The sequence below is a fragment of the Sorangium aterium genome (assembly GCF_028368935.1).
GTDB classification, from domain to species: Bacteria; Myxococcota_A; Polyangia; order Polyangiales; family Polyangiaceae; genus Sorangium; species Sorangium atrum.
The window spans coordinates 443,809-470,734 of the sequence record NZ_JAQNDK010000003.1; the positions used below are offsets into that span (position 1 = coordinate 443,809).

Consider the following 26,926-nt stretch of genomic DNA (forward strand, 5'->3'; position numbering starts at 1 on the left):
CGCTCATCGCATGTCCGACCTGCTCGTCAACATCGATGTACCGGCGCTCGATCCTGCCATCGCGTTCTACACGCGTGCGTTCGGCCTGCGCGTCGGGCGGCGCTTTGGTGCCTCCGGGGTCGAGCTCCTCGGCGCTGCGGCCCCCATCTACCTCCTGCTGAAGCCGGCCGGCAGCGAGCCCGCCGCCGGCGCAACCCCGCGCGATTACCGGCGCCACTGGACGCCGGTCCACCTCGATTTCGTGGTCGACGATCTCGAGGCCGCCGCGCGCCGCGCGCAGGAGGCAGGCGCGGTCCCCGAAGCCGATATCGAGGTGGCAGCGTGGGGGCGCATGCTCCGCCTGGCCGATCCCTTCGGCCACGGCGTCTGCCTCCTTCAGTTCAGCGGCCGCGGCTACGACGAGATCGCCACACCCGGCTGAGCGCGCGGAGGTCACGCGGGGCAGTCGCCTTCGGTGCCCTCGGCGAGATCACGTGTCTTCTCGCCCCGCACCGGCGCGGGGCCCTGGGGCCTGCTTCCCGCGCAGGTAGCGCTCGAGCAGCTGCACGAGCTCCTCGGCCAGCGCGCCGGAGCGCAGGTCGTCGGGCCGCTCGACGATCGCGTGATGCACCACCGCGTGCGCCGCGGTCTGCATCATCCACCACGCGAGCTCCACGTCCGGCGCCGGGCAGCCCCACGCCGAGAGGAGCTGCTTTGCCTCCTCGAGCAGGAAGCCCTCGCTCGCCGCGGACCGGGGCGCCCTGATGCGCGGCATCTGCTCGAGGAACACGCGGTGCAGCTCGGGCTCCACGGCGTGGGCGGCGATGCCGGCCTCCACGATCGTCCGGACCACCCGGTCGGGCGACTGCCCCTGGTTCGCGGCGAGCACCGCGGCCGCGGCCGCGCGGCCCTGCTCGATGTGCCGGCGGTGGAGCTCGGCCACGAGCGCCTCCTTGCCCGGAAAGAACTGGTAGAGCGACGCGACGTTCACCCCGGCCCGCTGGGCCACGCGGTTCGTCGTCAGCCGCGCGTACCCGTCCCGGACCAGAATGTAAGCGGTCGCCTGCAGGATCGCCTCGACCGTCGCGCGCGACCGGTCCTGCGTGGGCTGTTTCCGCGGCGTTATGGCGTCCCGCTTGCGCATGGAACCATGCTGGCAGAACGCAAGCTGACGAGGCAAGCGACAGCTTCCAAGATGGCGTGACTTCACCTGACAGGAGACAGCCAATGAATCTGTCGCTGAGCACGCATGTCCTCATCGCGGGGGCAGGGCCCACCGGCCTGACCCTCGCGTGCGACCTGGCCCGCCGTGGCGTGGCGTGCCGCATCGTCGACAAGGCGCCATCCCATTTCGCCGGCTCCCGCGGGAAGGGCGTGCAGCCGCGCACCCTCGAGGTCCTCGACGACCTCGGGGTGGTGGACGCGGCGATGGCCGCCGGAGCCCCTTACCCGTTGATCCGCGCCTACGACGGCGATGCGGTGATGGGCGACTGGGCCATGTTCGAGCGCCGCGCGCCGGCGCCGGACGTGCCCTATCCGAACATCGTGCTCCTCGGGCAATGGCGGACGGAGGAGATCCTGCGCGCCCGGCTGGCGGACCACGACATCCGTGTCGAGCTCGCCACCGAGCTGACCGGCTTCGAGCAGGACGGCGACGGCGTGACCGCCACGCTGGCCCGCGCGGGCGAGACGGAGCGGGTCCGCGCCGGCTACCTCGTCGGCGCGGACGGGGGGCGCAGCTTCGTGCGGCGCGCGCTCGGCGTCGGCTTTCAGGGGGAGACGCTGGAGGCGGACCGGGCGCTCGTGGGCGACGTCCGCGCCGATGGGCTCGACCGCGAGCGCTGGCACGCCTGGCCGAAAGCGCGCGGCGGCCCGGTCGCGCTGTGCCCGCTGCCTGGAACGGAGCGCTTCCAGATCGTGATACCGATCCACGGCGACGAGGCGCCCGAGCTGACGGTGGAGGCCGTCGAGAGGCTGTTCCACGAGCGGACCGGGCGCTCGGATGTCCGGCTGCACGACGCGAGCTGGCTGTCGCTCTACCGGCCCAGCGTGCGGATGGTGGACAGGTACCGGGTCGGCCGGGTGTTCCTCGCCGGCGACGCCGCGCACGTGCACCCCGCGGCCGGCGGGCAGGGCCTGAACACCGGGGTCCAGGACGCCTACAACCTCGGCTGGAAGCTCGGCCAGGTGCTGGCGGGAGCGCCCGCGGCGCTGCTCGACACCTACGAGGAGGAGCGGCTGCCGGTCGCCGCGGCGATGCTCGGGCTCACCTCGAGGCTGCATCGCCGGACCGCGGAGGGAAGCGCGGGCGAGCAGCAACGCGGCGCGGAGACGCAGCAGCTCGACATCAGCTACCGCGGGAGCTCGCTGGCCCGCAGCGAGCACGGCGCGCCGGCGCGCGTCCTGCCGGGGGACCGAGCGCCCGACGCGCCCTGCCATGACGCCGACGGGGCGCCAATCCGCCTGTTCGATGTGCTCCGTGGCCCGCACTTCACGCTGCTCGCGTTCGGCGCGGCGCGCGGGGACACTGTCGCGCGGGTGAACGCCCGGTATGGCGCCGCCGTGCACGCGCGCGCCGTGGTGCAGCCGGGGGAGCCAGCAGGCCGGCGCGCCCTCGTCGATACGGACGGGCACGCGCGCGCCGGCTACGACATCGACGGCGATGCGCTCGTGCTGGTCCGCCCGGACGGCTACATCGGATGGCGCGCTTCCCCGGGCACGCTCGAGCAGCTCGAGGACTACCTCCGCCCGCTGGTCGGCTTTGCTAGGGCTGAGGTTGGCGGTACGCTGAATCCGATCGAGCTACCGCGCAGGCCACGCGACACCTCTCGAGATGGCGCCCCCTGACGCGATGGAGCAGCACGAACTACGCCACGACCAACTACGTCGAGCAGGCGTACTTCTTCAACGCCGGAGAGACGATCTCCTTCGGCACCTGCTCGGCGGTGCTTTACGGGGCGAGCCGCTCGGGGATGTCGTACATCCGCCTGTTCGATCGCAATGGCGTTCAGGTCGCGGTGGACTCCGCCGAGACGATCGGCTGCTCCGAGATGCCGAAGACGACGCACGTCGCGGCGCTCTCGGACTACTACACCTTCCGCGCCGGCTGCGTGGGCAACACCTCGTGCACCGCGACCGTGGCCGTCTACGCCGAGTGAGGATCGAGCAACTCGCGGCAAGGAGCGAAGCCTCGCCACGACGGCGAGCATAGCACCAGGTCCACGCCCACGTGATAGAATCCCTGTTACTTTTGCGCACCAGGTGCAGATTCGGCGCCGCGACGAGTGAAGATCGTCAAGAGCGACTCGGCCATGGCCCGCAGCTCGCGGGGAGGCTGGCGCGTGGTCGTCTACTCCAGCACCAGGCTGACCAGCCTGCGGACAGAGTCGCAGTCAGCTTGCTGCACGGCCAGCGACGTCGCCACCTCTTTTGACAGAATAGCGTCCAGGGCATCTCGCAGCGTTCGGAGCTCGTCCATGATGCCCGGCATGGATCAGAGAACGCCGGTGCATCGGTCATGCGCGCTCGACCGTGGTCTGCAAATCGCAGCAATCTCCACTCATGGAAGCCACGACACAGAGGCTGATTGCCGCCCTGTTGCTATCGCCCGCTTGTTTCTCATGTGCCATGACGACGGAGGATGTGGGCGAAGGGCCCGACGTGGTCATGTTGGATGACATGAACACGTCAGAGGCTACTGACACCGCATCGAATGAGCTGGATTTTCATGACGTACCGCGCATCGAACGTCAATGGATCTGCCTCGCCTTGACGAGATCTGGCCAAGAAGCGAAGGAGGCGTTTTGTGGATCGCGATGGAGTCTCGATCCAGACAAAAAGGACGTATGCTCGAAGAAGGCGAGCAGCGAGAGCGAATTTGAATGGGTTCTCTACTGCGCACTGACAACGTTCCCGGATTAGCCGTGTGAGCCGCTAGATCAGCTATCCGATCGCCGTTCGCCGGGGTGGCGTGCAAGGCGAACCGGACCGCCAGATCGCCCTGCTCATCGGTAAGCCGATCGAGCCGGGGTCCCCGGACTGCGGCTCGCTCCTGTGCATGGTGAACGCGAATGGATCCGCGGGGGGCTGCGCGTTGGTGAGGTACGTGGCAGCCGACTGGAGAGCGAAAAAGATGCGAAGTTCGTCTTCCGCGGTGAGGTGCATCGTCCACTCGACCCAAGTCCTCGTCGACGTGGTGGTTGAATAGAACGTCGCGGGCGGGAGGTCGACCTGCTCAAGAGCGCACCGGGGGCGTCCGGACCGATGAGCGACGGGTCGAATCGGGCGCGATCGAGGCCGTTCACGAGGCTGACGGCGACCTTCTGGATGCCTCTGACGTCGAGGTTTATGACCACGGTGCACGCGCTGATCTTCCGCATGGGGCTCGCCTCCCGCGCTCGTATCATGACGCCTCCGCTCAAGGTAAACTTGGTGCGGCGCGCGCAGCGATCGTGTAGATCGGAGTCTCTGCGACGGCTCCGGCTCCTCCACCTGATGCCTTGTCGCTTCTGGGGCGGTCCGGAGCGGCAGACCGTGCAAGCGGCAAGGGTCCTGCGCGAGCGCGGCGCGTGCGACGTCTCGTTCGCCGTGCTCCCGCACCGGCAGGCGAAGGTCGCGGACAACCCGCTCGTCGTGGGCGCGCGCGCGGAGGGGTTCGAGGCCGAGCCGCTCGCGCTGCAGCGGGGCTACGACCTGATCGACGGGGCGCGGCGGCTCCGCGCGATCGCGGCGCAGCGCCGGCCCGACCTGGTCTGCACGGTGGGGTACAAGGCGGACCTCCTGGCGCTCGGGCTGCGCGGGCGCGGCGCACCGCGGGTGCTGGCGGTGGCGCGCGGGTGGACGGGCGAGGACCTGAAGGTGAGGCTCTTCGAGTGGGCCGATCGCCGGACGCTGCGCTGGCACGACGGGGTCGTGGTCGTGTCGGAGGCGCAGCGCGCGGCGGTGCGGGCGTGCGGGGTGAGCGAGGCGCGGATCTTCTGGGTGCCGAACGCGATCGACCTGGATCGGATGCCGCCGCCCGTCCCGCGCGCGCAGCTGCTCGCCGAGCTCGGGGTCGGCTCGTCGGCGCAGCTCATCGGGGCGGTAGGGCGGATCAGCCCCGAGAAGGGGCAGCGCTCGCTCGTGGAGGCGTTCGCGGCGGTGGCGCGCGCGGACGCGCGGGCCGTGCTCGTGCTGGTGGGCGACGGGCCGGACGAGGCTGCGGTGCGGGCGGAGGTGGCGGCGCAGGGGCTCGGCGAGCGCGTGCGGCTGCTCGGCCTGCGCCGGGACGGCGCGCAGCTCATCGGGGCGCTGGACGTGCTGGCGCTGCCGTCGCGCACCGAGGGTCTGCCGAACGTGGTGCTGGAGGCGTTCGCCTATGGGACGCCGGTCGTCGCGAGCGCCGTCGGCGGCGTGCCGGAGCTCGTGCTGGACGGCGAGACAGGGTGGCTCGTCCCGCCCGGGCAACCGGGCCCGCTGGCGCAGGCGTTGCTCGACGCGCTGGCGTCGCCGGAGGAGGCGGGGGCGCGCGCGACCCGCGCCCGGGCGCGGCTCCTGTCGCGGTTCACGGCGGAGCGGCAGGCCGACGCGTGGCTTGCGTCACCACCTGATCGGTGATCTGCGCGATCTCGGTCATCGCCGGAGGGACGGGGCCGCACCCGCCCATCCGCACCCGACCGTCCCTGACGACGCCGTCCTCGAAGCTCAGGTAAGTGACCCGCGCGAAGCGCGCGAGCTGCCGGACAAAGTGCCAGTTGCGTAGCTTGGCCCCGGTGTCCAGCGGCCAGCAGGCACGAGGTGCGAAATAGAGAATACGCATCTGTCGCATTGTGGACATAGACGCCTCCGGCTGGTGCGCGTCGCACAGGCAGGTTGGGACGATGTCTCCCCGCGCGGCACGTTCCGGGCGACGCGCGGTCCGATCCCCCTGCACTCGCTCGGTGATGGACTGGGCGGCCGGCGCTCAAGGAGCGACGACCGTAGCCTGGAGAGGCTAATATGCCTTTCCGGTGCGCTGTACAGGAATCAGCGCAAATCTGGTTGGTGAGCGTGCGTGGAGGCGGGAGGAGGACCGCGCGCCTCGCATTTCGCACCTTGCATCGGGCGACGCGCACGGAATGACGTGCACGCGGGCCGAGCGCTCCGGCCGGACACGACTAGACGGCGGATCTGCAAGCCGACTCCGCCGAGCAGGCAGGCGAGGCAGAGGGCGCGCTCTGCTGGGTCCACTACCGGGTCATCAACGACAGCGCGGGGGGTCGTGGTTTGCCCTGGATGGCCGAGGATCCGTTCAAGTACAAGCTCCTGGGCGACACGATGACCGGCCCCCAACGCCTGCACGGGTTTCTAGAAAACGGCGACCGCTGGACGTACGTCCACAACCACGTTCCTGCCGACATACCTACGACGTACATGTGTTGGGGTCTGGCCCCGAGAAGGAGGCATATTCGAGCATGGCGCTGAAGGCATCCACCGCCACGTCGTCCAGGACCACGAAGGTCCAAAAGAACGATTCTTCGCGCGAAGCGCAGGGCGCACCTCTCCTGTCCAACGGCGCAGCAGCGTATATGCTCAGCGCCGCCCACGAGGCCGAGCTCCTCCGAGAGGCCGAGCCGCTCGGCGAAACCACGCAGGTTTTCCCGGGCAAGGTCGTCGGGCGCGTGATCAGGGCGAGCCGCATCCAGCTCGCCCTGAGCGCGACGTGGCGGATCTCGTCCGGGAGCGGCGGACGAGGGCGAGCCCGACGCCGAGGTGGCGGACGAGGGCGAGACGGAAGCCAAGGCGACGGAAGACGTCGATCCCGGCAACGACGGCGCGCGGTGATCGCGCTGGACCGCCGCCGCACGGCCGAGGGCCGCGGCGCGAGTGCCTCCGTCAGGTCTGCAAGGGATGATTTCAGGATCGAAAGCTTCAGGGGTTTCCTGATGGGTAAGTTCTTGAAGGAGGTGCGGAAAGGCCCTGGCCCGTGTCCTGCTAAGTATCCAGAGCAGAGCGCCCGTGACGGCTTCCCCCCCGCCGTCGAATGGGCGCTCTGTTTTTTGTGCGCCGGCGGCCCCGAGCCGCAATCCGGCGACGAACCCTCGCTCGATCTTGGACATAGGGGCTCTGCGACCAGTCGCTCGGCGCCGCGGTCACCGGCCGGGGCACGAAGCCCGAGCTGGTCCCTTATTAGGTTGCGCCCCCACCGCGCGCCGCGCAGCGCTTGGCGAGCAGCTCGGCGATGGCCTCTGTGTCGGCCGGCTTGGTCAAGTGAAGATCGAAGCCGGCGCGCCGCGCCTCGGCCTTGTCCTCGTCGCGGCCGTAGCCGGAGAGCGCCACGAGCAGGCAGCCCGCCGTCTCCTGCTCCCGGCGCGCCCTCCTCGCCACCTCGAACCCATCGAGGAGCGGCAGCCCGAGATCGATGAAGGCGATGTCGGGGCAGAGACGGCCGAACGCATGGATCGCGGCGAGCCCATCGTGCTCCATCCACACCTCGTGGCCATGGAGCTCGAGGAGCATCTTGAGGCTCTCCGCCGTGTCCAGGTTGTCCTCGACGACGAGGATCCGCAATGGGCTGCCGGCGGCTTTCTCGCGCAGGCTGGCCGGCTGCGTTTCGCGCGCGCTCTTGGGGAGCGCCGGCAGCGTCACCGTGAACGCCGCCCCCAGCCCCCGTCCCGCGCTCTCGACGTCGATTCGCCCGCTGTGCAGGTTCACGAGCTGCTTCGCCAGCCAGAGGCCAACGCCCAGCCCGCCCTGGGAGCGCGCGAGATCGGATGTCTCCTGCACGAACGCCTCGAACACCCGCGGTTGCATCCCCTCCTCGATGCCCACCCCGGTGTCCGTCACCCGGACGACGGCCTCACCTGTCTCCGAGCGGCTCACCTCGATGCCGATGCGCCCGCCCGGCGGCGTGAACTTGGCCGCGTTGGTGAGCAGATTGACGAGCACCTGGAGGATGCGGACCCGATCCGCCTCGATCCGGAGCTGCTCGGCCGGGAGGGTGACCGAGAGCGTGTGCCCAGGGGTCTGGATAAACGGTCGGGTGGCCTCGACCGCCTCCTGTACCAGGTCAGCCAGCTCCAGCGTCTCCCGCTGAAGCGCGATTTTCCCGCGGTTGATGCGTGAGACGTCGAGCAGATCGTCGACGAGCCTCGCCATGTGGGAGACCTGCCGCGCGATGATGTCGCGCGCGTACACGAACTTCGGATCCTCCAGGCCGAGGACGCGCATGATGGCCACCGCATTGCGGATCGGCGCGAGCGGGCCGCGGAGCTCGTGCGCCAGCATCGCGAGGAAGTCGTCCTTGCGGCGGTCGGACTCCCGCAGCATCTCCTCGAGCTCCTTGCGGCGCGTGATGTCGGTGACCACGGCGATCCAGCCGTCCGGCGTCCCGCGTGCGTCGTGGGTGGGGACGTAGATCGCCTTGATCCAGCGCAGGCCCAGGCCTCGGAAGAGGACCTGCTCCTCATACTCCACGCGCTCTCCCTGGAGCACACGGTCGAAGTACGGCTTGAGATCCTCGAAGGCCTGTGCCCCGACGATCTCGATGATCGTCTGCCCCACGATCTCCGCGACGGGCCGCGCGATCCACGCGGCGTACTCCGGGCTCACCCAGAGGTAGCGGAGGTCGCGGCTGCAGTACGTGACCGCGGCGGCCATCCGGTCCGTCACCATCCGGAGCTGCTCCAGAGCCGCCCGCAGGCCCGCCTCAGTCTCATGCATCGCCGAACTCTCCGCGCTCATGCCACCCCGACCGGCGCGACCCGAAGCATTCCAGTGCGTCCGTCAGGTCTGCAAGCGGCGATCTCAGGATCGAAAGCTTCAGGGGCTTCCTTACGGGTAAGTCCTTGAAAAGGGTGCGGAAAGACCCTGGCCCGTCTCCTGCTAAGTAACCAGGACAGAGCGCCCGTGACGGCTTCCCCCCCCGCCGTCGAATGGGCGCTCTTTTTTTGTGGGCCGGCGCGGGAGGGCGCGAGGAGCGCCCGGCAGACGCTGGGCCGGTGCGGCTACGGACCCTCGGTGACGAGGACGATGGCGAGACCGTCGTATCCCTTGCTGCCCACGGTCTGGATCGCGGTCGCGCTCACGCGTCGCTCGGTGGCAAGCAGCTTGTTCAGGCGGCGCACGCCCTGGACGCTGGGATCGGCGCTCTCGGGGTCGATGATCGCCCCCTTGCGAACGACGTTGTCGATCACGATGACGCTGCCGCGGCGGGAGAGCTTGAGCGCCCACGCGAAGTAGTCGGGATTGCTCGGCTTGTCGGCGTCGATGAAGATGAGGTCGAACGGGCCGCGGCCCTCCGCGGCGAGCTTGGGCAGCGTGTCGAGCGCTCGCCCCAGGCGCAGCTCGACGATGTTGGCCAGCCCGGCGCGATCGAGGTTCGCGCGGGCGACCTCGGCGTGCTTCGGCTCCGACTCCAGCGTGATCAGGCGGCCGACGGCAGGCAGCGCCCGCGCGAGCCAGATCGTACTGTAACCCCCGAGCGTGCCGATCTCCAGGATGGTCCGCGCCCCCTGGATCCGCGCCAGGAGATGCAGCAGCTTGCCCTGGTTCGGCGCGACGTTGATCGGCGGCAGGCCGGCCGCGGCGCTGGCCGCGAGCGCCGCATCGAGCGCGGCGTCGGACGGCACGAGCGTATCGGTGAGGTAGCGATCGACGGCGGACCATTGCTCCTGAGACATGAAAATCATCCTCCTCCCATCGCGGCGACCACCGTCGCGGCGCACGGGTGAGCTGAGCGCCAGATGTTCAAACTTCCTGCAGCTGACAGAGACGCTGAGCGTCCCGATAGCGACGCCTCGCGGCCACGTCAAACGTTGGATGTTTGTCCGCTATAGCAGATGAGCGCGGTGGGCGCAGCGCCCGCCGCCGCGCAGGGCTCGTCCTACCGCGGCACGAGGACGCGGACGTCCCAGGGCGCGAGGTCCAGCGCGAGGGCGCCGGCCCGGAGGCGCGAGGCGGCCTGCGCGCCGCTCAGCGCGTCGCGCAGGCCGCCTCGCGCGTGGGCGGCGAACGGCTCCGGGACGGTGAGCCGCTTCTTGACCGGTCGATCGCTGAAATTCAGGACGACGAGCGCGAAGCGGGACGCGTCGTCGCCGTGCCTGACATAGGCGAAGACCTCGTCGTCGGGCCCCCCGGCGTGGACCGTGAGGTGCCCCGGCGACCGGAGCGCCGCGACACCGCGCCTGAGCCGGATCAGCCGCTCGTAGTGCCGCGCCAGCTGGCCGCGCGGGGGCCGTGAGACCGGGGCGAGGCCGGCGTAAGGCTCGTACTCGGCGCCGAGCTCGTCGAACGTGTAGACGCACGGGATCCCCGGCAGGGTCAGCAGCGCCGCCGCAGCGACGCGCGTCAGCCCCGGCCCATGGCGGGTGATGAAGCGCGCGCCGGTGTCGTTGTTGTTGATGAACCTGAGCGTGCGCTCGGGGCGCGCGGCGGTGGCGGCGAGCGCCGCGCCGAGCCGGGCCGCGATGCCCCGCGGCGCGCCGAACACGTCTTTCCAGGCCCAGCGTCCGAGCTCCTCGGTCCAGTCGTAGGCCGCGTCGAACCCATTCTGCAGATAGTACGGATCGCGCGCCGAGGCCTCGGCGATCAGCGCGACATGCGGGCTCACGCGCCGGAGCTCGGCGGCCCAGGGGGACCAGAGCTCGCCCCGCCGCTGCCTGATGCCCCACGCGGCGTCGACGCGATAGCCATCGATGTCGAAGCGGCGCACCCAGTGCAGCGACGCCTCGAGCATCCAGCGCGCCACCTCGGCGCTGTCGTAGTTCAGGTTCGGCAGGTGCTCCCAGTCGAAGTAATGCGTCGGCTCACCGCCGTCGTCGCGATCGTAGAAGTCGAAGGTGTGGGCGCGGTTCGAGCGCCGCTCGGCCTCCCGGAAATACGGGTGCTCGGCCGAGGTGTGGTTGGGCACGAGATCGAGCAGCACGCGCAGGCCGCGTCGGTGCGCGTCGTCCACGAGCTCGCGGAGATCTTGCTCCGTTCCGTAGTCGGGGCGCACGCTGAAGTAGTCGGTGACGGCATACCCGAAGTCGCCCTCGGGCGCTGTGAAGAGGGGAGATAGCCAGATCGCCGTGACGCCGAGCCGCTCGATCGCGGGGAGGGCGGCGCGGACGCTCTGGAGCGGCGGATCGCCGAAGAACGGCGGCACGACGCCGTAGAGGACGGCGTCGTCGATCCACGCCGGCGCGGTCGCGCCAGGGGCGGCTTCGAGCGGCGGCGCGACACGCGCGGCGTCGCCCCGGCCGCGCTCGTCGCGCACCCTGAGCTCGTACAGCGCCTGACCGCCGGCGGCGGGCGCCGGCAGCTCGAGGCGAACGCCCTGCCCGAGCGGCTCAGGCGTCGCGCCGCCGCGCAGCCGGAACCAGTCGAAGGCGACGAGCTCGGCGCGCGAGCGCTCGCCGGGCTCGCTGCTCGTCGCGTCGAGGACGAGCTTGCCGCCGGCCAGCGCAGCGTGGGCACGGGCGCGCGGCGTGTCCTCGAGCCGGACGCGGTAGGTGACGGGCGGAGAGTCCAGGTCGCCCGCGCTCGCCTCCCGGCAGCGCGCGACGATCTCGTTCTCGCCCTCGATCAGCGGGATGTCCGCGAAGAACCGGTGCTGCTCGATCGCCGCGGGGAACACGTCGCCGCCCACCCGGATCGCGCATTCCTCCAGCGTGTCCGCCCCGGCGAGGGCGCCCTGGATGCGCGCGCTGAAGGCCCAGACGTCGGCATCGCCGGCGTGCAGCTCCAGCCGGGCTTGCGCCGATCCCGATGGGCGCGGCGATACCGAGGGGGTGACCGACTCGCACGAGGACGCCGCCAGGAGCAGAGCGGCAGCCCATCCGAGCCGGGCGAGCGGCCGAAGGCGACGTGATGGGCCTTCGATGCGCCGTCGCCGGACACCGGTGCTCGCGTCGATCGAGACGACCGGCGTAGATGGGATTGCACAGGGAGAGAAGGCGGCCGTCGAGCGGAGGAGACGTCTCAGCATGGGGGCGATGCGGCAAGCGGGGGAGCCCCTCTATTCCAGATCCACCCCCGGCGATCCCCGAAGCGCAGAGAGCGCGGAGCTTTTATGTCGTGATCTTCTCCATCTACTCCATGTCCGCTATGTCGTTGCCTCCACGGTGATGCATTCCCGTGCTGGGGCTTCCTCGGCGCCTCCTCGCGCCAGGATCAGGCGGCGGCGCCGAGACGCGATTGCGGGCGCGCACGACGAGCGGGACGCCGCCCGACGGGCTCAGCGTCAGATTGCGGCGCACGGGTCGGGGCGGCCGCTCGTCGAGCAGGCGGAACTCCCATGCCGAAAGCGCCACGCCGAGCACGATCTTCATCTCGAACATCGCGAAGGCCGCGCCGATGCAGCGGCGGTGTCCGCCGCCGAACGGCAGGTACTCGAACGGGGAGAACTTGCGCTCCAGGAAGCGCTCTGGCCTGAACCGGGACGGCTCGGGGTAGAGATCGGGGTGGTGGTGCACGAGCAGGATGCAGGGCGCCACCCCCGTTCCCGGCAGGAGCTCGTGCTCGTCGAGGCGGAACGGCTGCGCCAGGAGGCGAGGGGACTCGGTGACGATCGGATAGATGCGCAGCGCCTCCTTGCACACGGCGTCCAGGTAGGGCAGGGCGGCGAGCCGCTCGGGGTCGGGCTCCGGGCCGAGGGCGTCGATCTCGTCGCGGAGGCGCGCGAGGACGCCGGGGTTGCGGTGCACATGATCGAGGGCCCACGCGAGGGCGAGCGCCGTTGTCTCGTGCCCGGCGAACAGCAGCGTGCGGAGCTCGTCGAAGATGGCCTGATCGCTCATGGTCGATCCGTCGTCGTAACGGGCCGAGACCATGAGGCTCAGGATGTCGTCGCCCGGCGCCGCGCGCGCCCGCTCGATCTGCCCGCGGAACAGGGCATCCAGGTCATCGACGCGCCGGCGGAAGCGCGCGTAGGGGCCGAGGCCGCCGAGGTCCCGCTGCAAGAACGGCAGGAAGGTCAACGCCGGGGTCAGCGCGTCGGTCATGGCGACGACGGCGCGGGCGAACGCGCTCGTTCGAGACGGCTCCTCCACCCCGAACACGGCGCGGATGATGACGTCGAGCGAGATCGCCTGCGTGATCTCCTGGGCGACGGCGCGGGGCGCGCGCGCCGCCTCGGTGAGCCGGCGGGCGGCGGTGTCCGCCATCGCCGCGGCGTAAGCGCGCATGCGATCGCCGTGGAACGGCGGTGTCAGCAGCTTCCGCTCGCGCCTGTGGCGCTCGCCCGAGAGCATGAGGAGCGAGTGCTCCCCCACGAGGGGCGCGATCGCCCTGGTGGCGAAGGGAAGGAATGTCTCCGGCGGCGCCGTCAACACTTCCTCCACCGATCTGGGGCATCCGGCGATCACGACGTCACCGCTGACCACGGGGACGTTGAAGACATCCCCGTATGTGGAGGCGCACCGCGAAAGGAACTCGAAGGGACGGGTGATGAACTGGTAGGTCGTCAGAAGTCGGCCGCGCGGGCCTCGAAGCAACTGGCTCATGGCGTACCTCGGCGGGAGCTCGATCTCGGGGGCGCGCGGCGCCTCGCCGGGATCGATACCAAGGATGGGCTCGGCGCGCCGCTCCGGCAGCGGCGTCGGGCGCCAATGTTGCGACGGATGGCGCCAGGTGGGGGCGCGCCGCGCGCTGTCCGCCCGACCAGGGCCATCGTGACCATGCTGCCGGGGCCGAGGCCGGCCGGCGCTGCCGCGCTCGCCCACCGGAGAGCTCGCCTGGGGCATTACGCAATGCTCGTGCCATAGGCGTAGCGGCGGCCGGCGACATTTTTGATGGATGCGCCGATGAGTTCTGCGCGCTCCGGCAGTCCACCCCCCGAACCCATCCCGCGGCAGCGCCCGCACCGGGCGAGGCCCATTCCCGATGACAATGGAGACGTCCCCATGACCCGGATCGAACTGCCCCGCGTCGTGTCGCGCGCCGAGTGGCTGGAGGCACGCAAGGCGCTGCTCGCCCGCGAGAAGGAGCTGACCAGAGCGCGCGATCGGCTCAACGCGGATCGCCGGCGCCTGCCGATGGTCGAGGTGACCGAGCCGTACGAGTTCTCGGGCGCCCACGGCAAGCTGCGCCTCCTCGATCTGTTCGAGGGCCGGCAGCAGCTCATCGTCTATCACTTCATGTGGCTGTTCGAGGACGACGGCACACCCAAGGATCGCGGCTGCCCGAGCTGCTCGGGCTACGCCGATCAGATCTCGAAGGGCCACCTGCGGCACTGGCACAACGTCGGAACCACGTTCGCGTTCATCTCGCGCGCTCCCTGGGAGAAGATCGCGCCGTTCAAGGCGCGCATGGGCTGGCCCGTGCCCTGGTACTCGTCGGCGGGCACCCGCTTCAACCACGACTACCACGTCACGCTGGACGAGTCGGTCACGCCCGTGGAGTACAACTACCGAACGCCCGCCGAGCACGAGCAGGCGGGCTCCGCCTACTATCTTGGGGGCAAGCAGCCCTTCGACCTGCACGGGCTGAGCTGCTTCCTGCGCGACGGCGAGCGCGTGTACCACACCTACTCGACCTATGGGCGCGGCACGGAGTCGACCGGCGGCTCGTACTATTTCCTCGATCTGACCGCGCTCGGGCGCCAGGAGGAATGGGAAGAGCCCAAGGGGCGCAGCACCGGGCTGGGCGCCAAGGCCGGCGACGAGCGCATCCGTTACCCCGACGAGCAGGAGGACCTGTCCGACTCGCGCGGCGCGCGGCCCGCGGCCGCCGCTCCCGAGGCGGACGACTGTTGCTCACGGATGCGGCGCTGAACCGCGGGTCCGGCGCCATTCTCGGCGAGAGCGCGACGCCCGAGCGGCCTCGCTCGCCGTCGGCAGGAGTGAACGCCGCTCACCGCGCATCGAACCTCACGTCCAGGTCCGGGTACTTGCGGGCGAAGTACTCCAGAGCCAGCCACGTGTGGCAGTGCCGGACGTCGGGCTGGTGCGCCGTCGGGCAGTTGCAGCCGAGGAACACGTCACCTTGCCGGGCCTCCTGCGCCAGCGCGTCGAAGCGCTCCCGTTGCTCCGCAAACCGCTCATCGAGCGCCGCGAGGTAGGCGGCGCGAAACCTCTTGAAGCCAGCTTGCGAGAGGTCCGACAGGAACTCCTCGACCATCTCCGGGGTGGGCCTCAGGATGTGGTGCGTGTGTTTGCGCGTGTCGTACCGCTTGCCTTCTGGCAGCGGATCGTCCTCCGGGCGGCGCCCGCGGACGAGGTGGTAGCGTGCAAGCATGCGCTCATTCCTCCTTTCGTTCGTCGCTGGGATGCGTCGGCCGCGACGTCTCATGGCGGTCCGGACGAAGCGCGGCGCGCAGCACGAGCGCGCCTCTCACCGCGGCGCCGGCGCGCGCGCCACGCGTCCGCCCACGACCACCATGTCGATCGGCGTGTCGACGAGCGAGCGATCGGGCGAGAGATCGCGGCCCAGGACCGTCAGATCGGCCACGTAGCCGGGCGCGATCCGGCCCCGCTGGCCCTCGGCGAAGGCCGCGTACGCGGGCGCCGCGGTGAAGGCCAGGAGCGCCTCGTCGAGGTCGAGCCGCTCCTCGGGCATCCACCCGCCCGGGGGCTGGCCCGAGGGATCCTGCCGGGTCACGGCTGCATAGATGCCGAGCAGCGGTGAGGCGTCCTCCACCGGGAAATCCGAGCCGAACACGAGGCGCGCGCCCGACGAGAGCAGCGATCTCCAGGCATACGCGCCCTTCAGGCGATCGGCGCCGAGCCGCGCGGGCGCCCACGGCATGTCGCTCGTCGCGTGCGTCGGCTGCATCGAGGCGATCACCCCGAGCGCCGCGAAGCGCGGCAGATCGTCGGGCGAGAGGATCTGCGCGTGCTCCACCCGGAACCGCAGCGCCGCTGCCCGCCCCGGGCCGAGCGCCTCGAACGCGTCGAGCACGGCGCGGTTGGCGCGGTCGCCGATCGCGTGCACCGCGAGCTGGAAGCCCGCGTCCGCGACGAGCCGCGCCGCGCGCGCGAGCGCCTCGCGATCCATCAGCAAGAGCCCGCTCGTCGAGGGCTCGTCCGCGTACGGCTCGAGCAGCGCCGCGCCGCGCGAGCCGAGCGCGCCGTCGGCGAAGAGCTTGACCCCGCGCAGCACGAACATCGCCGTGCCTGTCGGGTCCACGTCGGGCGTGCGCGCCTTCAGTCCCTCGAGCTGCCCGTCGCCTGCGAGGTAGGCGTAAACGCGGATCGGCAGCCGCCCGGCCGCGGCGAGCGCGCGGTAGACGGCCACGGTCTCGTCGTCGATGCCCATCTCGTGCACGGCCGTGAGCCCGGACGAGAGCGCCTCCTCCGCCGCGCGCAGGATGCGCCGCTCGCGCACGGCGGGCGGGTCGGCCGGGATCCTGGCCTCGATGAGGCCCATCGCGTTGTCGACGAAGACGCCCGTCGGCTCACCCGCGGCATCGCGCAGGATGCGCCCGCCCGGCGGATCCTGCGTGCCTCGACCGACCCCGGCCGCGCGCATCGCCACGGCGTTCGCCCAGAGCGCGTGCCCGTCGACGCGGCGCAGCGCCACCGGGTGCTCCGGCGCCGCTGCGTCGAGGGGGGCGTGCGTGGGGAACGCCGCGCCCGGCCAGAGGTTCTGGTCCCAGCCGCGGCCGGTGATCCACTCGGCCCTCGGGCGCGCCTTCGCCGCCTCGGCCACGATGGCCGCCGCCGCCTCGGCGCTCTTCGCGCCGCGCACGCTCAGCGTCTCCAGCGCGACCCCGAGCCCGTAGAGATGGGCATGTCCGTCGACGAGCCCGGGCACGACCGCGCGCCCCGGCAGCTCCTCGACGCGCGTCCCCGGCCCGACGAAGGCCTTCGCGCCGGCCGCGCTGCCCACGAAGACGATCCGCTCGCCGCGCACGGCGACCGCCTCGGCGCGCGGGTTCCCGGGGTCCATCGTCCGGACGACGCCGGCCGTGATCACGAGATCGGCGGGCGCCTCGGGCGTCGACGTCGCGGCGGACAGGCCCGGCGAGGCACAGCCGGGGGCGAGGCTGCCGAAGAGGCTCAGGAGCGTCGCTCGGAGCGCGTTCGACATGAGCGCCACCCTAGCACCCGCATGGGGCGCGCAACGGCGGGCAGGGGGCTACCAGAAGCTCAGCGTGACCGCGACGGTCAGCAGCGGCAGCGGCGCGAGCACCGCGGTGAAGAAGACGAGGACGTCGATCCGAGCAATCTGCGCGCGCCCTTGCTCGAGCAGCTCGGCCTGCTCGCCGGCGACGATCTCGGCGCCGCAGAGAGCCCCTCCGCGGTACGTGCCCCCGGACGTCGGCCCGAGGACCACGACCGGTCCGGGCGGCAAGCCGCGGTCTGCGGCGCGCACGGGAGGCGAGCCGTCCGCGAAGTCGAGCCAGCCGTTTTCCTCGAGCACCGCGACCCTCGCCCCCGCGATCCGCGCGAGGGCGCGGCGGGCGCGCCAGCGATGGCGGAGCAGCGCCGCGGAGAGCAGTACTCCGCAGGCCGCGACGGCGATCGCGCGCCGGTGGGCGCCGAGCACGTCCGCGACGAGGCGCATGGACGCGGGCATCGGGAAGAACCGCGGCGCCGTGAGGACGACCGGACCTGCTTCGCCGCCGCGATGGGCATCGTAGATCACTCCGTCGAGCACGAGCAGCTCGCCCAGCTGGCGGTCTTTGGCGAACAGAGACGCCTTGCGAACGAGCGGCGACGCCTGGCGGATGATGAAAGAATCGCGGGGATCGATCCAGCCCGGCTGCTGCCGGCACGCCTCGGGGTCGACCATCGCGTACGTGCCGCGCTGAGACAGCCACGTCACGAGCTGAGCGTCGAAAGGCCTCCCGGCCTCCTCCACGTCGATAAAACACCTCTCGGACAGGCTCGGGCACAACCGGCGCACGCCCAGCCGGCCGATGGTCACGTCGTGGATGCGCGTCACGAGGGGCGGTCCGGACGGGTCCGACGGGCCCTCGGCGATCATCGAGGGCTCCCCCACGACGGGCGGGACGACTCCGATGCTCGGAAGGGACGTGATGTGATGCTCCGGATCGGGCTCTCGTATGGCGCGAGCGAGCGATACGGCAATGAGGCCCGTGGCCAGCACGAGGACGGCGACGCTCGCCGCGTGGAGAGCGCGCGGCGGCACGCGAACCATGGTGGTCGTCATGGCAGCGAAGAACACGGCCCCGAGGGCGCCGACGAGGGCGGACAGGAGCCCGAACACGCGCCCGATCATCGGCAACCACTCTCGCCATGCGTACCAGGAAGGGGGGATGTCGGGGCACGTCATCCCATCCCGGGTCATGCGGAAGAAAAGGTACGCGAGCGGAAAAACGAAGAGGGGAAGAGAGACGCGCAGCGCAGGGCTGCGGGCCGCGGCGGCGATGCAGAGGAGCGCGACGACCAAGCACACCTCCATCACGAACCAGGGGACGGCCACTTCCTTGCCCGCGAAGACGGCGAGCACGACGCAGGGGCCAGCCAGGACACCGACGCACGCGGCGTGAATCCTCGGAGGGTCCGAGGAGAAAGAGGGGGGATGATCGCCCGGTGCCAGCATCAACGCTCCTTGAGCTTCACCAAGGCGCCCCGCCCACGGCAGGACCACCTGGGCGCCGAGGAGCGCGCTGCACGCTGCGCGCCTCGGAAAACCGCGCCTCGGCCTGCATGTCCGACGATCCCATGGGGCGCCGATCGCCGTCAAGGAGGCCGCCGGATCGCGACGGAGGGGCGCCGAGCGTTCGAACGCGGGGTTTCAAGGGGAGCACCGGCCGCCGCGGCGGAGCTGGCGATCGAGCCTGAGCGTGCCGCGGCCTCCCGGACCAGAGAGCACCAGGGAAGACATCTGGTGGAGGCTCGCGCCGTCGGCGTGGGGGCTCTGACCTCCACCGCGCCGCGCGGGCGCCCTCCAGCGCCGCGCGGCGGAGCCCGAAAACCCCGAGAAAGAACGTCTTCTCCACGGCTCCTGGGCGCACCGGCGGCGGCCCGAAGCGCCCCGACAACCTGGCCTGCCGGTTGCTCTATCGGGATGCGACGCCGCGAGACAGCGACGAAGGCCTCGCAGGCGACTCGGTATCGCCAGAGGCCGCCGAGACGCGATCTCGTGAGCGTGAACCCCGACCCAAGGATACACCACCATGAAGCTCAAGAACCTGCTCCTCTGCTCGCTCATCTCGTCCTTCTCGCTCGTCGGCTGCGTCGCCGAGCCGCTCGACGGCGACAGCGCCGATGAGGGCGCGAGCGACGCTACCGAGGTCGTGGGGGAGGGCGCCGAGGCGATCATCGGCCCCGGGGGGGGATGACGGCGGCGGCCCGGTCACGAAGACGGTGAACCTCTCGTGCTCGATCACCTTTCCGAGCATCTTCAACCCGAACGCCGCGATCAAGAACACCTCGCTCTTCGCCGTTCCGGACTCGGCGAAGATCACCTTCACGGCCACGCACTACTACGGCGATCCTGGGCCCTACACCCGCTCGGTCACCGGGCCGCTCGCCAAGGGGCAGACCAAGCTCGTCCCGCTCTCGCACCCCGGCGCGCTCGATGCCTACGGCTGCACCGCCAAGGCCACCTGGACCATCCTCGACTGAACCGACCCTGCTGGTTCCTCTTCGGGGTAATTCACAGGGAGCCGGGGAGACGGGGAGTGAAATCCCACCAATCTCCCTGCCTCCCCGACTCCCTGTTTGATTTTTTTCTGCTCAAAATGTCAACAAAATGAGGGGAATTGTCAGGTTCGGAGCGAGGTATGGACGACCGGGCACGGCGCACCGCGCGATGTCGTCTCTCATTCTCCTGCTTCGGTACTGCATGTAATGTTGATCCACCCTCGACGGCCTTCGATCGCGCCGCCAATGAACCGGAGCGGCCATGGGTGATCCGAACGCTCGCAGCTCCACTGCGATACGAGCTCCGGCACCTCGGTCGCGCAGAAGCCGCTCGGGCATCCCGGACAATCGAGCGAATGCCGGCAGCTCTCCAGGTCGGCGCCGGCGAGCTGCACGACCTCGCAGCGGCGCAGCTCCGCGCCGCCGCGCTCGACGAACGTGGGCTGCCCGCCTGGATCGCGCTGGCCTCGCGCGGCATCGCAGCGCTCGAGATCGGCCTGATCGATCATGACGTTGCAAGCGACCACACCTCCGGCGTCCACGGCGAGCGGGTGGGCCTGGCAGATGAAGCCGCAATCGGCCCACCCCGGGTGAAGGAGCATGTCCCACGTGTCCTGATCGTCGCAGCGCGAGGTGATCGGCTCCGCGCGCACGAGCTCGCTCCACGCCTCCAGTCGCGTGCTGCCTCGGTCGACGGTGCGACAGGTCCAATCGGGCGTGGTGAAAGGCCCGACCACCTCCGTGTCCAGGGTCATCGACAGCGCCGTCTGGCTGGGTACCTCGTCGGCGATGAGCCCGGGCCCCTCGTCGTCCCGCGTGCTCGCGACGAGCAGCCTCGCGAGCCTGTCCTGGGGCAGTGACCTGACGAGGGCCACCTCCGCCTCGCCCACGGGTGCGAGCGCGCCCGTGACGAGCTCCAGCGCGCGCCTGGCCGTCCGTAGCGGGCGGTACTCCTCCCCGGGCTCGGCCAGGCGTTGCCCCAGCGCCTCTGTCACGCCTGCCATCACCGCCTCGACCTCCTCCTCGTGCGAGGTCTGCGTGATCCACGCGAGCGCGGGGATTTCCCGCGAGGTGAGGAGCGCTGCAGCGTCGGGCGCGCTCGGCCGCGCGACGACCACCCGGATATCGCCGGGGTGCCACTGGGCCGGATCCGCGCTGCCACATGTTCCCCACCGCGATTCGATCACGGCAAGGAGGCTCGCGCGCATGCTCTGGGCGACGCGCTCGCGGAGCTGCGCGGCTTCGGCCGTGTCAGCGTCATCGACGACCAGGACGATGACCTGCGGGCGCTCCTCAGTGAGCTTTCCGCCCTCGACCAGCTGCGAGGTTGTCCGGGGGAGCACCGCCACGGGATCCGTGCCGCACGCCACGGCGGCGAGCGTCAACCATGGGAGATGGAGAGACCTCAATTGCCACATCACGGGCGGTGCTGGCAACACGCATACCAGTGAGCGTGCTGCTCTCCAGGCCGAGAAGAGCGCTATTCCTGCGGTGTCCGAAGTGGGCTGAGCGCGCTCCATGCCAACACGGCGGCGCGCGGCGCCAACCCAGTTGCTCAGCCCGAGCGAACCGCTCTCTCCCGGAATGGTGACGCCGGATCCGCGACTGACCCGCGGAGCCCTCGGGGATGAGGCCCGCTACTTGTTCGTCTGGTGCTGGCGGGCGCGATCCGCGACCGTTTGCCCGCCGGGGACGCCGCGCACGTCGCGGTTCTGCCACTGCAGCATCCAGCCGGGGTATTCGGGCGGCAGCGCGCTCGCCTCGTCGAGCTGCTTGACATGCTCGGGAGAGAGCGTGACCTCCGCGGCGGCGAGGTTGTCGGCGAGCTGCTCCCGCGTCTTTGCGCCGATGATGACGCTGGTGACGAAGGGGCGAGTCAACTGCCACGCGAGCGCGACGCGCGCGACCGACAGGCCCGTGGCGCCCGCGACCTCGCGCAGCGCGCCGAGCACGCGCGGCAGGCGGGCGCGGTCGACGGGCGGGAAGTCGAAGCTCGTGCGCCGCGCGCCGTCAGGGCCGCCCGGCTTCTCCGGATCGAACTTGCCCGACAGCATGCCGCCCGCGAGCGGGCTCCAGGGGAGGATCGCGATGCCCTCCGACTGCGCCAGGGGCACGATCTCGCGCTCGATGTCGCGCCCCGCGAGCGAGTAGTAGACCTGGGCGCTCTCGAACCGCGCGAGGCCGTTCGCCTGCGCGAAGCCGATCGCCTTCATGGCCAGCCACGCGGGCAGGTTGCTGAAGCCGACGTAACGGGCCTTGCCCGAGCGCACCACGTCGTCGAGGGCGCGCACCGTCTCCTCGATGGGCGTCACGGGATCGACGCCGTGGATCTGGTAGAGGTCGACGTGATCGAGCCCGAGCCTCTGGAGGCTCGCGTCGATGCTCGCGAGGATGTGCGCCCGCGATAGGCCGATCTGGTTCACGCCCGGGCCCACGCGTCCGCGCACCTTGGTGGCCACGACGACCTGCTCGCGCGGGCGTCCCAGCGCCTTGAGCGCCCCGCCGACGAGCCGCTCCGACTCGCCTTCGGCGTAGACGTCCGCCGTGTCGATGAAGTTGACGCCGCTGTCGAGCGACGTGCCCACGACCGCCTCGACCTCGCTGGTGCCGAGCGCGCCGATCACCTGCCAGAAGCCCTTCCCGCCGAACGTCATGGTGCCGAGGCAGAGCTCGGACACGTAGAGGCCTGTCTTCCCAAGGAGCTTGTATCGCATCGTGCCTTCTCCCTTGTGTGTCCCGGAGGGGTAAGTCTTCGAGCGCGCTCGAAGTCAAGGAGCGGACGGCGAAACAAAACGGGGCCGGGTGCGCCCTTGACTTCGAGCGCGCTCGAGCTTTTACCGTGACGGGTGCCGAAACGCCGCCGGCCCTCCCCCGCGCGGCAAGGAGAGGTCCAGTGCAGCCCCGCCGAGCAGCTGATCGCCCTCCGCTCTCCGCCATCGACGTCCGCCCCCCTCCCGCGGAGCGCGCCGAGGCGCCCTCGGGAGCGGCTGACAGGCTGACCATCGCCGAGGTCGCTGCCGCCACGAGCACGAGCACGCACACGCTGCGCTACTACGAGCGGATCGGCCTCATCCAGCCGATCGCGCGGGCGCGCAGCGGCCACCGCCGCTACGGTCCCGACGACGTGCGCTGGGTCGTCTTCCTCCGCCGGCTGCACGAGACGGGCATGCCCATCCAGCGGATGCTCGCCTACGCGACGCTCGCGCGCCGGGGCGACGCGACCATCTCGGAGCGTCGCGCCCTGCTCGAAGCGCACCGCGACGAGGTGGCCAGGAAGCTCGCCGAGCAGCAGGCCCACCTCGCCGGCATCGAGAAGAAGGTGCGAATGTACGAGGAGCTGGAGCGTCAGCTCGCCGAGAAGAGCGGCCGTGACGCGCCCGCGCCCGGCCGTCAGCCGGCGGCCTTCGTGCCGAGCGCCTGATCGCCGATCGTGCCAGTCCTTGTGCGCGCGTGCGATCCCCGGGGAGGGTGTGGGTGTATTGTTCCTCGGCGTTGAGGCTGACCAAACCCTCGACGGCCACTGATATGCTGCGGCCGTGCGACGGCTCGCCCAGCTTGCGCTCGCCGTGGTCTTGACGGGGTGCGCGTCGCATGGAGACGAGGATGCGATCGCGACCGCGACCTCGCTCCCGATCGAGGTCCTCGGCGCGCCGGGTGCCGCCGTCGCGGTCACGATCGACGTCCCCGGCGACGTCGCCTCCGCGCCGGGCGCCGGGCTCGCGCTCACGGTGCACAACGTCGTCGAGGCCGACGCGGCCTACGTGGTGGTGAACGACGCGGCGCCGATCGACCTCGCCGCGCCGGGGCTGCGCAGGCCGTCGGGCGGCCACGCGACCGCCACGCTCCCGCTCCCCGACGGCACGCTGCGCGCGGGCGCCAACCGCGTGGTGTTCCGCTACGACCGCCAGGTCCGCGACGTATCCGGGTTCCGCGTGATCGACGTGGCCGTGGTGGCCGGGGGGCTGCGGGGGACGGCCGACCTCCTCGCCGACGACCCCGCCGCCTGGACCGCGCCGTCGGCCGACGCCGGCGCCATCGAGCGCGGGCGGCGCTTCTTCGCCGAGGAGAGCCGTGACGGCGGGCCTGTGTGCGCGCGCTGCCACGCCGACGATGGCGCCGACCTGGCCTACTTCGCGTTCTCCAACCACAGCGTGATCGCGCGCGCCCAGCACCACCTGTTCACCCCCGCCGAGGCCGCCGACGTGGCGAGCTACGTGCGCTCCCTGGCCGTCCCCCCCGTCGGACGCGTGATCGACGCACCGTTCCAGCCCGGCCCGCAGCACGCGGGCGCGGCCGGCGCCGGGCACCAGGCCGTGCTCGACTCCGACGAGGCGCTCGGCGCCGCGCTGTTCCCCGGCGGCTTCCCCGAGGACCCGGCCTGGGACCTGGCCGCGTCGCTCGACACCTCGGCCATCGCGCTCCCGGTCGAGACGCCGTCGTGGATGCGCTGGCTGCCGCGCAGGATCGACGAGACCTGGTTCACGCGCGACGACGGCCGGCTCGCCGAGGCGCAGGCCGCGCTCGAGCGCGACGGCACGCTCGAGGCGGCGCGCGCCTTCGAGACCGCCGCGGTGCAGATCGGCAAGGAGATCCTCATCACGACGGGCGATCACGCCGGGCGCGTGGAGCTCCTGCGTTACGCCGCGATCAAGCTGTGGGACTGGCAGCGGCGCCACGGCGGCTTCGACGGCGCGGACCGCGGCTTCCCCGACGGCGGGCCCGCCTTCCCCTACGAGGTCGGCTTCGCGTTCTTCGAGGCGGCGTTCGCCGACGCCGTGCCGGACGCGATGGCGCAGACCTTTTCCTGGTGGGTGGCCCAGGCCGCGGTCAACCCCGGCCGGGGCCACACGTCGGGCGATCGACCGCTGAACTGGAAGGACGTCCTCACCGCCGCCGACGGCGCCGGCGCCGGCCCGTGGACGATCATCTACCTCCACCTCGTCGGCAGCCTGGAGGAGTCGCAGGGCGCGCTCGCCGACGACTTCGGCACCGATCGCGGGCCGGTGCGCCTGCTCGCCGTGCCGCTGCGGCGCGTCCCCGGCCCGATCCGCGCCGCGCTGCTGCGCCGCTTCTTCGCGCGCGAGGCAGCGTTCCTGGCCGGCGGCGGGACGCTCACGTCCGATCATCACGTGGTCCTTGGCAACGCCTGGCGGGATGGGTGTGAGGGGCTCGCCCTCGACCAGCGCGCGGAGCTGCGCGCGCTCGCGCCGCCCGAGGTCGCCGCCGACCTGGCGGCGTGTCCCTAGGCGGCGATTGCTGGAGGAACAATGGTTCGAACACGTCTCGCGCTCTCACTCGTGGCCGCCGCCGTACTCGCGGCCTGCGGCAGCTCGGGGAACGGCCTCGACAGCGCCGGCGGCCCCGGCGGTCCGACCGCCGACTGCCCCGACGGCGAGTCCTGCTCCTTCTGCGACGCCACGACCTGGGGCGGCGCGCTCCCCGGCGCGGACACCGACGTGGTGATCCCGTCAGGGAAGGTCGTCGTCGTCGACTGCCCCGCCGAGGCGCACACGGTCCTGGTCGAGGCCGGCGGCACGCTGCACGCGTCGCGCGAGGCGTCGGCCACGCTGACCCTGCACGGCAACCTGGTCGTGGAGGGGACCGTCGATTACGGCACGCCCGACGACCGCGTTCCCGACGGCGTGACCGCCGAGATCGTCTTCACCGGCATGCACGACGAGGACTACGCCGGCACGCCCAGCGCGGTGGAGGGAGGGGACGGCCCGCGGTCGGTCGACACGCCCATCTCCGTCGTCGGCGGCGACGTCGGGGTGTGGGTCATGGGCGCCGGGCGCCTTCTCGCGGCCGGCGCGCCCAAGCGCGCGTGGGGGAAGCTCGTCGAGGGCGCGGGGGACGGCGACGCGGTGTTCACCGTCGACGACGCGTCGGGGTGGAAGGCCGGCGATCGCGTCGTCCTCACCCCGTCGGCCCCGCTCGCCGGCGGCGACGTGGCGGTCGACCAGTTCGATGAGGGGACCATCGCCGCTGTCGACGGCAAGGAGGTGACGCTGGCCAAGGCGCCGGCGTTCACCCACGACGGCTGCGCGGACTGCCTGCGCCGCGCCGAGGCCGCGAACCTGTCGCGCAACGTGGTCATCCGCTCGGCCGACGACACCGCACACGCGCACATCCTGGTCGCCGAGCAGGGGCACGCGCAGCTCGACAGCGTGGAGCTCCGCTGGCTCGGCCCGCTGATCCCGTGCAGCGGCGGCGCCGAGGGGACCGCGCTCCCCGCCCGCCGCGCGCCGCTCTGGTTCCACCAGCAGAAGGACGCCTCGGCGGGCTCGTTCGTGCGTCACGCGGCGATCTGGGGCGGCGAGCTGCACTTCATCATGGTCGAGCAGTCGAACGACATCGAGATCAGCGACGTCGCCGGCTACGACACCCAGGGGGTGGGCTTCGGCCTGTTCTACGACAACGGCGCGTGCGGCACGTTCTGTGACGATCGCGAGAAGGCGCCGGCCGGCGTGCTCCTCGACCACGTGCTGGCCGCGCGCGTCGGCATCCCCGAGCGCGTCGACGGCTGCATCCGCGTGGACCACCGCATGACCGGCATCGCCGTGTCGGGCGGCGAGGGCTCGGGCGCGCGCGACTCGGTCGCCGTCGGCGTGGGCTACGACGGCACAGGCGAGGACGTCTCCGGCTTCGGCTGGCAGGAGGGGGGCTCGGGGCGGCCGGCGGACTTCGTCTTCGACGGCAACGTCGCCCATCACGTCCGCGGGCACGGCGCGATGATCTGGCACAACATCGAGGTCGCGCAGCCGGCGTACCGCGACAACGCGTTCTGGTCGAACGGCCACTACGGCGTCCTCTGGGGTGCCTACGTGAATCCGCTGCTGTTCTCCGACGTCGTGGCGGTGGACAACGGGCTGGCGTCAATCGGCGTCAAGGCCATCCCGCTCGACGACACGGCCCGCTTGCAGGGGGGCACCGTCGACGACATCAAGATCCTGGCTTACGTGTTCATCCAGGAGAAGCCGGCGATCTTCGACCACGTGACGTTCACGGGCGATCGTCCGGTCGCGGTGACGCAGCTCCACGAGGCGTGCGACGGCGGCGACGAGGAGGACCCCGCCGATCCCGACTGCCTGCGCGTGTGGCTGCGCTTCGTCGATCCGGTATTCCCGCCGGGCGTGCTGCCGTTCGATTTCGGGCAGACGTTCAACCGCTACTCGACCTGGGAGGTGCGCGGCTTCTCCAGCCCCGACTTCCCGGACCTGCCGGCCGACTTCGATCTCTACCGCGCCGACAACGAGGTCGAGGGGGGCGCCTACTTCGCGCCGTTCGACGCGTGGCTCGTTCCACGTTGATGCGGCGAGAAGCGCCGACAGCCGCGTGTGGGTCGAGCACCGGATGATGTTTGACCTCTGACCATAGGAGAAGGAGCGCCGCGTCGACGACGGTCGTCCCCCTGGATCGGTCGCTCCCGGCGTCGTACCCAGGAATCGCCTTTG

21 protein-coding genes are annotated in these 26,926 nt (G+C 71.2%); 11 read left to right on the plus strand and 10 right to left on the minus strand.

Annotated elements, in window-relative coordinates; translation table 11 throughout:
• Positions 1-10 precede the first annotated feature (10 nt).
• Positions 11-421, plus strand: coding sequence for a VOC family protein (locus POL72_RS26055; protein ID WP_272098273.1), 411 nt, complete (start codon positions 11-13; stop codon positions 419-421).
• A gap of 48 nt (positions 422-469) precedes the next feature.
• Here POL72_RS26055 and POL72_RS26060 read toward each other — a convergent pair whose 3' ends face one another.
• Complete coding sequence (locus POL72_RS26060) at positions 470-1,123, minus strand: TetR/AcrR family transcriptional regulator (protein ID WP_272098274.1); 654 nt, start codon at positions 1,121-1,123, stop codon at positions 470-472.
• A gap of 83 nt (positions 1,124-1,206) precedes the next feature.
• On the opposite strand from POL72_RS26060, the gene POL72_RS26065 reads away from it, so the two are divergent.
• From POL72_RS26065 to POL72_RS26080, 4 genes are all read left to right on the plus strand, one after another.
• A complete protein-coding gene (locus POL72_RS26065; protein ID WP_272098275.1) occupies positions 1,207-2,826 on the plus strand; it encodes an FAD-dependent oxidoreductase in 1,620 nt (539 codons plus the stop codon).
• Between the two features lie 125 nt (positions 2,827-2,951).
• Positions 2,952-3,137 carry a hypothetical protein gene (locus tag POL72_RS26070; protein ID WP_272098276.1) on the plus strand — a complete coding sequence of 62 codons (186 nt, stop codon included), beginning with the start codon at positions 2,952-2,954 and terminating at the stop codon, positions 3,135-3,137.
• Positions 3,138-3,540: 403 nt separating this feature from the next.
• On the plus strand, positions 3,541-3,900 hold the full coding sequence (locus POL72_RS26075; RefSeq protein WP_272098277.1) for a hypothetical protein: 360 nt from the start codon (positions 3,541-3,543) through the stop codon (positions 3,898-3,900).
• A 573-nt stretch (positions 3,901-4,473) separates the two neighbouring features.
• Positions 4,474-5,574, plus strand: coding sequence for a glycosyltransferase (locus POL72_RS26080; RefSeq protein ID WP_272098278.1), 1,101 nt, complete (start codon positions 4,474-4,476; stop codon positions 5,572-5,574).
• 1,551 nt (positions 5,575-7,125) lie between these two features.
• On the opposite strand, the gene POL72_RS26085 is transcribed toward POL72_RS26080, so the two are convergent.
• From POL72_RS26085 to POL72_RS26100, 4 genes are all read right to left on the minus strand, one after another.
• Positions 7,126-8,658, minus strand: a complete 1,533-nt coding sequence (locus POL72_RS26085) for a PAS domain-containing hybrid sensor histidine kinase/response regulator (RefSeq protein ID WP_272098279.1) — start codon at positions 8,656-8,658, stop codon at positions 7,126-7,128.
• 284 nt (positions 8,659-8,942) lie between these two features.
• Entirely contained in the window at positions 8,943-9,617 is a 675-nt protein-coding gene (locus POL72_RS26090) for an O-methyltransferase (protein WP_272098280.1), read from the minus strand.
• A 203-nt stretch (positions 9,618-9,820) separates the two neighbouring features.
• Positions 9,821-11,905, minus strand: a complete 2,085-nt coding sequence (locus tag POL72_RS26095; RefSeq protein ID WP_272098281.1) for an alpha-amylase family glycosyl hydrolase — start codon at positions 11,903-11,905, stop codon at positions 9,821-9,823.
• Positions 11,906-12,008: 103 nt separating this feature from the next.
• Positions 12,009-13,421 (minus strand): cytochrome P450, encoded by a 1,413-nt coding sequence (locus POL72_RS26100; RefSeq protein WP_272098282.1) that lies wholly within the window; start codon positions 13,419-13,421, stop codon positions 12,009-12,011.
• A gap of 399 nt (positions 13,422-13,820) precedes the next feature.
• Here POL72_RS26100 and POL72_RS26105 point away from each other — a divergent pair, with 399 nt between their 5' ends.
• Positions 13,821-14,690 (plus strand): DUF899 domain-containing protein, encoded by an 870-nt coding sequence (locus POL72_RS26105; RefSeq protein ID WP_272098283.1) that lies wholly within the window; start codon positions 13,821-13,823, stop codon positions 14,688-14,690.
• Between the two features lie 79 nt (positions 14,691-14,769).
• Here the strand turns inward: POL72_RS26105 and POL72_RS26110 are convergent, their stop codons facing one another.
• The 3 genes from POL72_RS26110 to POL72_RS26120 form a co-directional block, all read right to left on the minus strand.
• Positions 14,770-15,153, minus strand: coding sequence for a hypothetical protein (locus tag POL72_RS26110; RefSeq protein ID WP_272098284.1), 384 nt, complete (start codon positions 15,151-15,153; stop codon positions 14,770-14,772).
• A 96-nt stretch (positions 15,154-15,249) separates the two neighbouring features.
• Positions 15,250-16,947 carry an amidohydrolase gene (locus tag POL72_RS26115; protein WP_272098285.1) on the minus strand — a complete coding sequence of 566 codons (1,698 nt, stop codon included), beginning with the start codon at positions 16,945-16,947 and terminating at the stop codon, positions 15,250-15,252.
• Between the two features lie 48 nt (positions 16,948-16,995).
• The gene (locus tag POL72_RS26120) at positions 16,996-18,426 is read right to left on the minus strand and encodes a hypothetical protein (RefSeq protein WP_272098286.1); all 1,431 of its coding nucleotides are present in this window, start codon (positions 18,424-18,426) and stop codon (positions 16,996-16,998) included.
• A gap of 577 nt (positions 18,427-19,003) precedes the next feature.
• On the opposite strand from POL72_RS26120, the gene POL72_RS26125 reads away from it, so the two are divergent.
• Both POL72_RS26125 and POL72_RS26130 read left to right on the plus strand, forming a co-directional pair.
• A complete protein-coding gene (locus tag POL72_RS26125) occupies positions 19,004-19,168 on the plus strand; it encodes a hypothetical protein (protein WP_272098287.1) in 165 nt (54 codons plus the stop codon).
• 25 nt (positions 19,169-19,193) lie between these two features.
• Entirely contained in the window at positions 19,194-19,454 is a 261-nt protein-coding gene (locus tag POL72_RS26130) for a hypothetical protein (RefSeq protein ID WP_272098288.1), read from the plus strand.
• 197 nt (positions 19,455-19,651) lie between these two features.
• Here the strand turns inward: POL72_RS26130 and POL72_RS26135 are convergent, their stop codons facing one another.
• A complete protein-coding gene (locus POL72_RS26135; protein ID WP_272098289.1) occupies positions 19,652-20,815 on the minus strand; it encodes a hypothetical protein in 1,164 nt (387 codons plus the stop codon).
• A gap of 294 nt (positions 20,816-21,109) precedes the next feature.
• Positions 21,110-22,186, minus strand: a complete 1,077-nt coding sequence (locus tag POL72_RS26140) for an aldo/keto reductase (RefSeq protein WP_272098290.1) — start codon at positions 22,184-22,186, stop codon at positions 21,110-21,112.
• A 179-nt stretch (positions 22,187-22,365) separates the two neighbouring features.
• On the opposite strand from POL72_RS26140, the gene POL72_RS26145 reads away from it, so the two are divergent.
• The 3 genes from POL72_RS26145 to POL72_RS26155 all read left to right on the plus strand — a co-directional run bounded on the left by POL72_RS26145 (position 22,366) and on the right by POL72_RS26155 (position 26,782).
• Positions 22,366-22,893 (plus strand): MerR family transcriptional regulator, encoded by a 528-nt coding sequence (locus tag POL72_RS26145; protein ID WP_272098291.1) that lies wholly within the window; start codon positions 22,366-22,368, stop codon positions 22,891-22,893.
• A 115-nt stretch (positions 22,894-23,008) separates the two neighbouring features.
• Positions 23,009-24,718, plus strand: a complete 1,710-nt coding sequence (locus POL72_RS26150) for a hypothetical protein (RefSeq protein WP_272098292.1) — start codon at positions 23,009-23,011, stop codon at positions 24,716-24,718.
• A 21-nt stretch (positions 24,719-24,739) separates the two neighbouring features.
• Complete coding sequence (locus tag POL72_RS26155) at positions 24,740-26,782, plus strand: G8 domain-containing protein (RefSeq protein WP_272098293.1); 2,043 nt, start codon at positions 24,740-24,742, stop codon at positions 26,780-26,782.
• The last annotated feature ends 144 nt before the right edge of the window (positions 26,783-26,926 follow it).